Here is a 10,590-nt window from a genome sequence, read left to right on the forward strand (position 1 = left end):
GGTGAAGTCCTCGCGCGACAGGCGCACGCACTCCTCGATGGTGCGCGAGGCATGGCCGACCTTGAAGCCCAGATCCCACAGCGCATAGAGCATGAACTCGATGACGCTCTCGGCGTGGGGCGTGGTCTTGTAGGGCCGCAGGAACAGCAGATCGATGTCGCTGAACGGGGCCAGGGTGCGCCGGCCATAGCCGCCGACCGCCAACAGGCACAGGCGCTCGCCCTCGGTCGGGTTGCGGGCCCGGAAGACGTGCACTGTCGTGAAGTCGTAGAGGGCGGTGATGACCTCGTCGGTGACGCCGCTGAGCAGGCGCGAAGTCTCCAGGCCGCCGGCCCGTTCTCCAGCCGCTCCTTGGCGATCATCCGGCCGCGAAACAGCGCCTGTTTGAGGATCTCGATGGCGCGCGTCCGTTGCCCGGCCTCGTCGCCGATGGCGTCCAGGGCGGCGGCGGACAGACGGGCGCGCAGGGCGTGTCCGTCGACGACGTGTTCCAGCGGTGTGGGGCGAAGGCGACGGGGCATGGCGGTTATATGGTGTATCCGTCAGGTGCTGAGCAGGGCCTTAAGACGATAAAGCGCGTCCAGGGCCTCGCGGGGACTCATGCCGTCGACATCCAGGTCGCCGAGACGGGTTTCGACAGCGCTCGGCGCCGCATTTTGAGGCGCTGGGATCGCCGCCTGGCTGGCGGCGAACAGCGGCAGGTCGTCCAGCTTGGCCGGTGATTCGGTCTTGCTCTCCAGCCGGTCCAGCACCTCGCGGGCCCGGGCCACTACCGGGCTGGGCACCCCGGCCAGCTTGGCCACCTGAACCCCGTAGGAGCGGTCGGCCGGGCCGCTGATCGCTTCGTGCAGGAACACCAGATCGCCGTTCCATTCGCGGGCGCGCAGCGACAGGTTCGAGACGTGGGCCAGCCGCGTCTCCAGCGTCGCCAGCTCGTGATAGTGGGTGGCGAACAGGGCGCGGCAGCGATTGGTGTCGTGCAGGGCCTCGGCGCAGGCCCAGGCGATGGCCAGGCCGTCATAGGTGGCCGTGCCGCGGCCGATCTCGTCGAGGATGACCAGGGCCCTCGGTCCGGCCTGGGTCAGGATGGCGGCGGTCTCGACCATTTCCATCATGAAGGTCGAGCGGCCACGGGCCAGGTCGTCGCCGGCCCCGACCCGGCTGAACAGGCGATCGACCACGCCCAGGCGCAGGCTCTTGGCCGGCACGAAACAGCCCGACTGGGCCAGGATGGCCAGCAGGGCGTTCTGGCGCAGGAAGGTCGACTTGCCGGCCATGTTCGGCCCGGTGACGATCGACAGGCGCGGCCCGGCCTCACCCGCCGCGTCGAGGCGGCAGTCATTGGGGGTATAGGGGTCGCCGGCCCGCTTGACGGCGGCCTCGACCACCGGATGGCGGGCGGCCACGGCCTCGAAGGCCAGGGAGCGGTCGACCAGCGGCCGCACCGCCCCGCTGTCCTGGGCCCATTCGGCCAGGCCGGCGGCGACGTCGAGCCGGGCCAAGGCCTCGGCGGCCAGCTGGATCGGCTCGGCCAGGGCGCTGGCCTGGGTTCGCCAATCCTCGAAAGCCGCCACCTCCATGGCCAGGGCCCGCTCGGCGGCCTGGGCGATGCGGGCGTCGAGATCGGCCAGCTCGACGGTGGTGAACCGCACCTGGTTGGCCAGGGTCTGGCGGTGGATGAAGGTGGCGTTCAACGGCGGCTGGAACAGCGGGTCGGCCTTGCCGGCCGTGGCCTCGACGAAATAGCCGAGCACGCCGTTGTGGCGGATCTTCAGCGGAACGCCGCTCTCCTGGACCAGACGGGCCTCAAGAGCGATCACCACCCGGCGGCTGTCGTCGCGCAGGCCCCGCGCCTCGTCCAGCTCGGGCCGCACCCCGGCGGCGACGAAGCCGCCGTCGCGGGCCAGGGCCGGCAGGTCAGGGCCCAGGCCCGCCTCGAGAGTCGCCAGGAAGGCCGCCAGCTCGGGCCGCCGGCTCGGCGTCAGGGCGATCAGGGCTCCGGCCAGCTCGGCGGGCGGCTGCGACAGGGCGTCACCGGAGGCCCCGACCAGGGCCGCCAGGGCCGCGCCGGTCGTCAGGCCGTCCTTGATGCAGCCCAGGTCACGCGGTCCGCCGCGACCGAGGGCCAGGCGCGACAGGGCCCGGGCCATGTCGCCGGCCCCCTTCAGCGTCTCGCGCAGCCGTTCGCGCAGGGGCCGCTGGTCGACGAACCAGTCGATGGCGTCCAGCCGGGCGTCGATGGCGGCGGGGTCGAGAAGCGGCCGGGCCAGCCGCGCCGCCAGCAGGCGCGCGCCGCCGGCCGTGACCGTGCGGTCGATGACCGCCAGCAGCGAGCCATTGCGGTCGCCGCCCTGCGAACGGTCGATCTCGAGGCTGGCGCGAGTGGCCGGATCGATGGCCATGACGTCGGCCTCGGCCGCCCGCCGCGGGGCGCGCAGGGCCGGCAGCTTGCCGGCCTGGGTCATTTCCAGATGGGCGGCGATCAGGCCCAGGGCCCCGATCTCGGCCGGCGACAGGCCGCCGAACCCGTCGAGGGTGTCGACGCCGTACAGCCGCTTGACCCGGGCCTCCGAGGCCTGGGGTTCGGACAGGGCGGCCGGCATCGGCTGGATCAGGCCGCCGCAAATCTTCAGGGTCTGGGCCAGGTGGTCGTCGGCCAGCAGGCGGTCGGCGACCAGGGTCTCGGACGGGGCCAGGGCCGCCAGGATCGCCGATATCGAGTCGCGCGCCACCAGGAAGCACTCGACCTCGCCGGTCGACAGTTCGACCGCCGCCACCGCCGCCTGGCCGGCCCGGATGGCCACGGCCGCCAGCCGGTTGGCGCCGCGGGCGTCCAGCAGGCCGTCCTCGGTCAAGGTGCCGGGGGTCACCACCCGAACGATGTCGCGATGCACCACCGATTTGGAGCCGCGCTTGCGGGCCTCGGCCGGGTCTTCCATCTGCTCGCAGACGGCGACCTTGAAGCCCAGGCGGATCAACTTGGACAGATAGGCCTCGGCCGCGTGCTGCGGCACGCCCGCCATCGGGATCGGCTGGCCGTTATGGTTGCCGCGAAAGGTCTGGGAGATGCCCAGGGCGGCGGCGGCCTGGTAGGCGTCGTCGAAGAACAGCTCGTAGAAGTCGCCCATCCGGAAAAAGATCAGGGCATCGGGCTGACGCGCCTTCATCTCGAAGAACTGCGCCATCACCGGCGTCGCGCCGGTGGCGTCATAGGTCTGGAGGGTGGGAGCGGCGGGGGCGTTCATCCGCCATGACTTAACGTTTGACGCTGCTTCGCAGAAGCGACATGTAGATTGTTCTCTTTTCGTTCACGTGCTTTATTCCACCAGGCAGATGAGCGACGTGATTGTGAGGCGGTGGCTGTGGCGCCAGTTGTCGAGCAATCCCTGACAACTGATCTGGACGGGTCGGAAAAGAGCGACGGCCCGATGGGCCTTCAGTCGTTCAAATCGGCCAACAGCGCATCGGTGGTTTCGAAGCGGGTGAGCTCGCCCCGGTCGGCCGCTTCAATGGCGGCCCGCGTCGACGGGTTCGGGGTCCGCACGTCGAACGGCAAAGCCTTTTCAGCAGCCACTCTCACAAGCAACAGACGGATGGCTTCGGAGATGGTGAGGCCCATATCAGCCAGAGCCGCCGCCGCTTCTCTTTTCAGGTCAGCATCGATCCGGGCTCTAACCGTGTCCAAGGCAGCCATGACCGCATATCCGTTGATGGCCCGTAGTTGTGGCTACATTGTAGCTACAGCGCCAGAATCGTCAACCGTGAACGCCACCCCCTGCCGAGGCCAGCTGGCGGCGCCGCGCGCTCTGACCTTTGACGCCAGGGGCGCGTAATGCTGGCCCTCGAAATCACCGGCCAGTTCAAGCGTGACTACAAGCGCGAGAAGGCCGGGAAGCACACGGACTTGGACGTGGTGTTCAAGGCGCTGGCCGACTTGCTTGTCAGCGGCGAACCGCTGCCTGCCGCCAACCGGGATCACCCGCTGAAGGGGGACTGGAAGGGTTGCCGGGACTGCCACATCAAGCCCGATCTGGTGCTGATCTATCGCAAGACCAAGACGGCGATCGAACTTGTGCGGCTAGGCTCCCATAGCGAGCTTTTCGGCTAGCTGCCCGTGACCTCGTCCCAGAAGCGCTTGGCCTTGCCGACGAAATTGGCCGACTTGGGGTTCTGCTTTTCGCTGCACAGGCCGGCCAGCTCCTTGAGGAGCTCCTTTTGCCGCGCCGACAGGTGGGTCGGGGTCTCGACGAACAGCTCGACCACCAGGTCGCCGCGTTGGCGGTTGCGCAGCGACGGCATGCCCTTGCCCTTGAGGCGGACGGTCTTGCCGGTCTGGGCGCCTTCGGGGACCTTGACGGTGATGCGGCATTCGCCGTCGCACTCGTCGCCGCCCATCAGGCAGGGGGCCTCGATCTCGCCGCCGAGGGCCGCGACGGTCATCGGCACCGGCACGGTGCACAGCAGGTCCAGGCCGTCGCGCTCGAACAGCTCGTGCGGGATCACCGACAGGAATAGGTAGAGGTCGCCGCGCGGGCCGCCACGGGCTCCGGCGTCGCCTTCGCCGGCCAGGCGGATGCGGGCGCCGTCATCGACGCCGGCCGGGATGCGGACGCTGAGCACGCGCTCGCGACGCACCTGGCCATGGCCGTGGCACGACTGGCAGGGATCCAGCACCATGCGGCCCGAACCGCCGCAGCGCGGGCAGGCGCGCTCGACCGCGAAGAAGCCCTGAGTGGCGCGGACCCGGCCGGCGCCGCCGCAGGTGCCGCAGACCGTCGGGCTGGTGCCGGGCTTGGCGCCCGAGCCGTCGCAGACCTCGCAGGTGATGGCGGCCGGAACCTTGATCTCGACCTCGGCGCCGGCATAGGCCTGCTCCAGAAGGATCTCCAGGTCGTAGCGCAGGTCCTGGCCGCGTTGCGGACCGTTCGACTGGCGACGCCCGCCGCCGAACATTTCGCCGAACACGTCGCCGAACACGTCGTTGAAGATATCACCCGCGTCGCCGCTGAAGCCGCCGGCCCCGCCCTGCGGACCATTGACCCCCGGCATGGCCGAAACGGTCATAGGCCGCGCGCTTCTGGGCGTCGGACAGGACGCTATAGGCTTCGTTGATTTCCTTGAAGCGCCCGCTGGCGTCCTCGCAGCCGCCGTTGCGGTCGGGATGGTGCTCCATCGCCAGCTTGCGGAATGCGGACTTCAGGCCAGCGTCGTCGCAGGTCCGGGTCACGCCCAGGATTTCGTAATAGTCGCGCATCGTCAGCGTCTGGCGCCCAAAAGGCCCACGGGAGAGGCGTTGATAGGAGAAGAGGTGGGATGAGGCGGGCCCTGGCGCAAGGCGTCCAAGGCGCGCGGATCAAGCTGTCGCGGCCGCGAAACGCTCAAGGACCGAACGTTTCGCGGCGCGCGCATGGCGAATTACTTCGCCGGCTTGTCGTCGCCGTCGACTTCCTCGAACTCGGCGTCGACGACACCGTCGTCGGCCGGCTCGTCGCCACCGTCGGCTCCGCCCTGCTGGGCGGCGTACATGGCTTCACCCAGCTTCATCGAAGCCTGGATCAGCGTCTGGGTCTTGGTCTTGATGTCTTCGACATCATCGCCTTCCAGGGCCGCCTTCAGCTCGGTCAGGCCGGTGTCGATGGCGGCCTTCTCGGGCGCGCCGACCTTGTCACCGTGCTCAACCAAGGCCTTCTCGGTCGAGTGGACGATGGCCTCGCCCTGATTACGGGCCTCGACCAGCGCCTTCTTCTTTTCGTCCGACGCCTTGTTGGCCTCGGCTTCCTGGACCATGCGCTCGATGTCCGCGTCGCTCAGGCCGCCATTGGCCTGGATGCGGATCGACTGTTCCTTGTTGGTCGCCTTGTCCTTGGCGTGGACATTGACGATGCCGTTGGCGTCGATGTCGAAGGTGACCTCGACCTGCGGCACGCCGCGCGGGGCCGGCGGAATGCCCTGCAGGTCGAACTGACCCAGGAACTTGTTGTCGACGGCCATCGGACGCTCGCCCTGGAAGGCGCGGATCGTCACGGCCGACTGGTTGTCGTCAGCGGTCGAGAAGGTCTGCGAGCGCTTGGTCGGGATGGTGGTGTTGCGCTCGATCAGCGGGGTGAACACGCCGCCCAGGGTCTCGATGCCCAGGGTCAGAGGGGTCACGTCCAGCAGCAGCACGTCCTTGACGTCGCCTTGCAGAACGCCGGCCTGAACGGCGGCGCCCAGGGCCACGACTTCGTCAGGGTTCACACCCTTGTGCGGCTCGCGACCGAAGAAGTCCTGCACCGCCTGCTGGACCTTGGGCATGCGGCTCATGCCGCCGACCAGGATCACTTCGTCGATGTCGCTCTTCTTCAGGCCGGCGTCCTTCAGGGCCTGTTCGCACGGACCGATGGTGCGGGCGATCAGGTCATCGACCAGGGCTTCCAGCTTGGAGCGCGACAGCTTGATGTTCAGGTGCAGCGGACCCGACGCGTTCATCGAGATGAAGGGCAGGTTGACTTCGTACTGAGCCGTCGAGGACAGCTCCTTCTTGGCCTTTTCGGCTTCTTCGCGCAGGCGCTGGAGGGCCAGCTTGTCCTTGCGCAGGTCGACGCCCTGCTCCTTCTTGAACTCGTCGGCCAGGTAGTCGACGATCCGCAGGTCGAAGTCCTCGCCGCCCAGGAAGGTGTCGCCGTTGGTCGACTTCACCTCGAAGACGCCGTCGCCGATTTCCAGGACCGAGACGTCGAAGGTGCCGCCGCCGAGGTCATAGACGGCGATCTTCTTGCCGTCGTTCTTGTCCAGGCCATAGGCAAGAGCAGCCGCCGTCGGCTCGTTGATGATCCGCAGGACTTCCAGGCCGGCGATCTTGCCGGCGTCCTTGGTCGCCTGACGCTGGGCGTCGTTGAAATAGGCCGGAACGGTGATCACGGCCTTGGTCACCGGCTCGCCCAGATGGGTCTCGGCGGCTTCCTTCATCTTCTGCAGAATGAAGGCGGAAACTTCCTGCGGCGAGTAGTCCTTGCCCTGGGCCTTGACCCAGGCGTCGCCGGTCGGACCCTTGACGATGTCATAGGGGACCATGGCCTTGTCCTTGGCCACGACGGGGTCGGCGAAGTTGCGGCCGATCAGGCGCTTGATCGCGAACAGGGTGTTGGTCGGGTTGGTCACGGCCTGACGCTTGGCGGGCTGGCCCACCAGACGCTCGCCGTCCTCAAGGAAACCGACCACCGAAGGGGTGGTGCGAGCGCCCTCGGCGTTCTCGATCACCTTGGGGTTCTTCCCGTCCATGATGGCCACGCACGAATTCGTGGTGCCAAGGTCGATACCGATAATCTTGCTCATTGTGAGACCTGCAGCTCCTGATTGGCGGACGGCGGTGACAAGGGCCTTAAGGCAAGCGCCCCGGTTTTTCTCGAGCCGTCCCCGTCTGGTCGCGTTTCTAACGGTTGATCCAAATCCTTGCCGCACCAATCGACGCCGAAACGTCGAACAACGCGGAAAGCGTTCGTTCAATCGAAGTTGACGAGTCCGTCAACCCCGCTTCGAAGCCGATATGGGGGATAGCCGTCAGGCTGCAAGGCCATTCCCGCATGGAAAGAAGGGGAATCGCGATTCAACACGAAAGTGGCCGCGCCTGAAAAAGCGCGGCCATTCCGTCGAATAGGCCTGAAAAGCGGCCTGAATGCCTCACGGCCGGTCGGTCCGCGAGGCGCGTTTCCACGACTTGCTGGCCCTAGCCCTTCTTGGCGACCCAAGCGGTGATCTGGGGCAGGGCGGCCTTGCGGGCCTTGATGCGGTCGGTGATCGACGCCACCGACTTTTCCGCCTCGCCCCGAGAGGCGGCCGGCAGGTTGGCGGCGGCGTAGGCCGTGACCTTTTCGATCATCGCCGGATCCGCCGAACCGCGCGCCAGGCCCGGGATGAACTTGGTGGCCGAGCTCGCGTCGACCTTGCCGTTGACCGCGGCCTTGTGGGCGACGGCGAAGTCGAAGGCCAGGTCGGGATGCAGGCCGGCGACCCGCGAGATCATGTTGGCCGACAGGGTCTCGCCCGGCTCGTCGGTCAGGGCCAGTTCAAGCGCCCGGGCGGCCAGGGCGTCATCCTCGACCGAGGCCAGCTGGGTGTAGAGCTGGTCGCGGATCAGCGGCGTCTTCTCGGCCTGGGCCTGGGCGCGCAGGGCTTCCCAGGCCTGGGCGTCGGCATGGCGTCCGACCACCGCCAGGATCGACTTGCGCAGCACGCCGGGAACGGCGGTCGGGTCGGTCTTGTCGGCGGCGTAGCGGCGCTGGGCCTCGGCGATCACGACCGGGTCGCCGAGCGCGCTCAAGGCGCCGATCAGCGAGGTGCGCAGGGAGGCGACCGAGGTCGACTCGCCGGGCTTGGCCGTCCAGCCGACCTGGGCGAACACCGGCGACAGGCGGGCGAGGGCCAGCTTGCGGAAGGCGGCCCGGTCGGCCGGAGCGCTGTCGTACATGGCGTTGACGCCGGTCAGGATGCTCGCGACCCGACCCCAGACCTGCGGATCGGCGTCGACGGGCGTGGCCAAGGACAGATCCAGGGCGTCGGTGACGGCCTGCTGGCCGTTGAGCCCCAGGGCCCAGGCGTCTGACATGACCCCCAGCTGGTCAATGGCCCTGAGCTTGGCGAAGCTGGCCGAAACCCCGGCGAAGGCCGTGGGGGCGTACAGCGTGCGGTAATAGCCGGCCTGGCCGGCGTTGACGATGACCGGACCGCAGCCCTCGGCGCTGATCGCGCCCTTGCCGCTCTCGACCAGGGTCTTGGCGACGGTGCTGGAGCCGACGACCTCAGCCGAGACCGGCACGCGCCAGGCCAGGGGAGTCTTGGTCGGCATGTCACGGCTGAATTCGCCCTGGGTCAGGGTCACCGGGGTCTTGCCGGCCACGCAGGCGCCGGCCTCGACGGTGATCAGCGGAATGCCCGGCTGCAGGGTGAAGTCGTGGGCGATGGCGGTGATCGGCTTGCCGGCGGCGGCCTCGACTTCCCGCCACAGGTCGTCGGTGGTGGTGTTGCCGTGGGCGTGGGCCTTGATGTAACGGCGAACGCCGTCGCGCCAGGCTTCGGGCCCGACATAGGCCTCGAGCATGCCGATGACCGCCTGGCCCTTCTGATAGGTGATGGCGTCGAAGGCCTGACTGGCCTGGTCGACGGTCTCGACATGCTGGACCACCGGATGGGTGGTGCTCAGGGAGTCCAGGCCCATGGCGTATTCACGACCGGCCACCGCGCCCAGCTGGCTGTTCCATTCGGGATGGAAATGCTCGGTGGCGCGCCCCTCCATCCAGGACGCGAAGCCTTCATTGAGCCACAGGTCGTCCCACCACTGCATGGTGACCAGATCGCCGAACCACTGGTGAGCCATTTCATGGGCCACGGTGGAGTAGATGTTCTGGCGGTCAGCCTGGGTCGAGATCGCCGGATCCTCGAGCAACGCGTACTCGAAATAGAAAACCGCGCCCCAGTTCTCCATGGCGCTGAAGAACTGGCTCTGACCGGGGGCGGCGATGTGGTCCAGCTTGGGCAGCGGATAGGGCGCGCCGAAATAGTCATTGAACCACTGCAGGAGCGGTCCCGCGGACTTCAGGGCGAAGTCGGCCTTGGCCAGGTCGCCCTTCTTGGTGATCACGCCCATCTCGACGTCGCCGACCTTGGTGGTGGCGCGGTCAAACTCGCCCAGGCCGAAGAACAGCAGATAGGTCGACATCTTGGGCGAGGTGGCGAACTTGACCCGGGTCTTGCCGCCGCCGAGGTCCGTGCGGCTGGCCACCGGCATATTGCTGACCGCCATCTGGCCGGTCGGGACCACCGCCTCGAGGTCGTAGGTGGCCTTGAAGGCGGGCTCGTCCCAGGAAGGAATGAAGCGCCGGGCGTCGGAGTTCTCGAACTGGGTGTAGATCGCCCGCTTCTTGCCGGCCTCGGTGTCGTAATCGATCGAGAACAGGCCGGCCGCCTGGGTGTAGATCTGGCCGGCATAGTCGATCGACAGCACATGGGCGCCCTTGGCGACCGGCTTGTCGAAGGTGAAGGTGGCGGTCTGGGCCTCGGCGTCGACCGTGATCTTGGCCGCGCCGGAGCCGCTGAGCTGAGCGGCGCTGAAGGTCAGGTCGGCGGCCTGCAGGACGATGGTGGTGGTGGGCTCAAGCACCTGCAGGTCGATCTTCACCGAAGCGGTGAAGGCGCGCTTGTCGGCGTCAGGGGTGAAGCTGACACTGTAGTGGGTCGGCCGGGCGGTGCGCGGCAGCTGGGTGGTCACCTGGACGGCGGGCTTGGCGGCGAGCGCGGGGGCGGCGAGGCTTGGGCCGGCGGCAAGAAGAAGCGCAACCGCAGCCGCGGAGGAAAGAAGATGACGCATGTTCGACCCTGATCAGCAATTTTGTTCGGCCGCGCGGCTTGCGCAGCACACCAACACTGTTGTGCGGCGCCATCCCATTAAATCGGCGTAATGGGTAATCCACTCAGCATCATGCCGGGCTTCGACCTGTGGCCAGGGCGTCTGACGCTTGATGACCAGGGCCGGCTGGTCGACGCCGTGCTGGCCGCGATCGCGGCGGCGCCGCTGACGCACTACGCCACGCCGCAGGGCAAGGCGATGAGCGTGGG

Annotated in this window: 5 protein-coding genes and 2 pseudogenes; 1 reads left to right on the forward strand and 6 read right to left on the reverse strand. The window is 68.0% G+C overall.

The window, feature by feature from the left end; translation table 11 throughout:
- The 3 genes and pseudogenes from CSW58_RS05555 to CSW58_RS05565 all read right to left on the reverse strand — a co-directional run.
- Positions 1–521: pseudogene (locus CSW58_RS05555) on the reverse strand (bifunctional uridylyltransferase/uridylyl-removing protein); the annotation flags it as partial.
- Between the two features lie 21 nt (positions 522–542).
- Complete coding sequence (gene mutS / locus CSW58_RS05560) at positions 543–3,245, reverse strand: DNA mismatch repair protein MutS (RefSeq protein ID WP_099446622.1); 2,703 nt, start codon at positions 3,243–3,245, stop codon at positions 543–545.
- A 191-nt stretch (positions 3,246–3,436) separates the two neighbouring features.
- On the reverse strand, positions 3,437–3,694 hold the full coding sequence (locus CSW58_RS05565) for a type II toxin-antitoxin system RelB/DinJ family antitoxin (RefSeq protein ID WP_099446623.1): 258 nt from the start codon (positions 3,692–3,694) through the stop codon (positions 3,437–3,439).
- A 138-nt stretch (positions 3,695–3,832) separates the two neighbouring features.
- Between CSW58_RS05565 and CSW58_RS05570 the strand changes: the two genes are divergently transcribed.
- Positions 3,833–4,108 (forward strand): type II toxin-antitoxin system YafQ family toxin, encoded by a 276-nt coding sequence (locus tag CSW58_RS05570; RefSeq protein WP_099446624.1) that lies wholly within the window; start codon positions 3,833–3,835, stop codon positions 4,106–4,108.
- Here the strand turns inward: CSW58_RS05570 and dnaJ are convergent.
- The 3 genes and pseudogenes from dnaJ to CSW58_RS05585 all read right to left on the reverse strand — a co-directional run bounded on the left by dnaJ (position 4,105) and on the right by CSW58_RS05585 (position 10,243).
- Positions 4,105–5,254: pseudogene (dnaJ, locus tag CSW58_RS05575) on the reverse strand (molecular chaperone DnaJ). The gene CSW58_RS05570 and the pseudogene dnaJ sit on opposite strands and share 4 nt — an antisense overlap.
- Before the next feature lie 161 nt (positions 5,255–5,415).
- Positions 5,416–7,314, reverse strand: coding sequence for a molecular chaperone DnaK (gene dnaK, locus CSW58_RS05580; protein ID WP_099446625.1), 1,899 nt, complete (start codon positions 7,312–7,314; stop codon positions 5,416–5,418).
- Between the two features lie 391 nt (positions 7,315–7,705).
- A complete protein-coding gene (locus CSW58_RS05585; protein ID WP_236627660.1) occupies positions 7,706–10,243 on the reverse strand; it encodes a M1 family metallopeptidase in 2,538 nt (845 codons plus the stop codon).
- Positions 10,244–10,590 lie beyond the last annotated feature (347 nt).

It is taken from the genome of Caulobacter sp. B11, from assembly GCF_002737765.1.
Classification (GTDB): Bacteria; Pseudomonadota; Alphaproteobacteria; order Caulobacterales; family Caulobacteraceae; genus Caulobacter.

Bases quoted from the DNA above. Each gene is read 5' to 3' on its own strand.
- mutS (WP_099446622.1), bottom strand. From the start codon at position 3,245: ATGAACGCCCCCGCCGCTCCCACCCTCCAGACCTATGACGCCACCGGC.
- CSW58_RS05565 (WP_099446623.1), bottom strand. From the start codon at position 3,694: ATGGCTGCCTTGGACACGGTTAGAGCCCGGATCGATGCTGACCTGAAA.
- CSW58_RS05570 (WP_099446624.1), top strand. From the start codon at position 3,833: ATGCTGGCCCTCGAAATCACCGGCCAGTTCAAGCGTGACTACAAGCGC.
- dnaK (WP_099446625.1), bottom strand. From the start codon at position 7,314: ATGAGCAAGATTATCGGTATCGACCTTGGCACCACGAATTCGTGCGTG.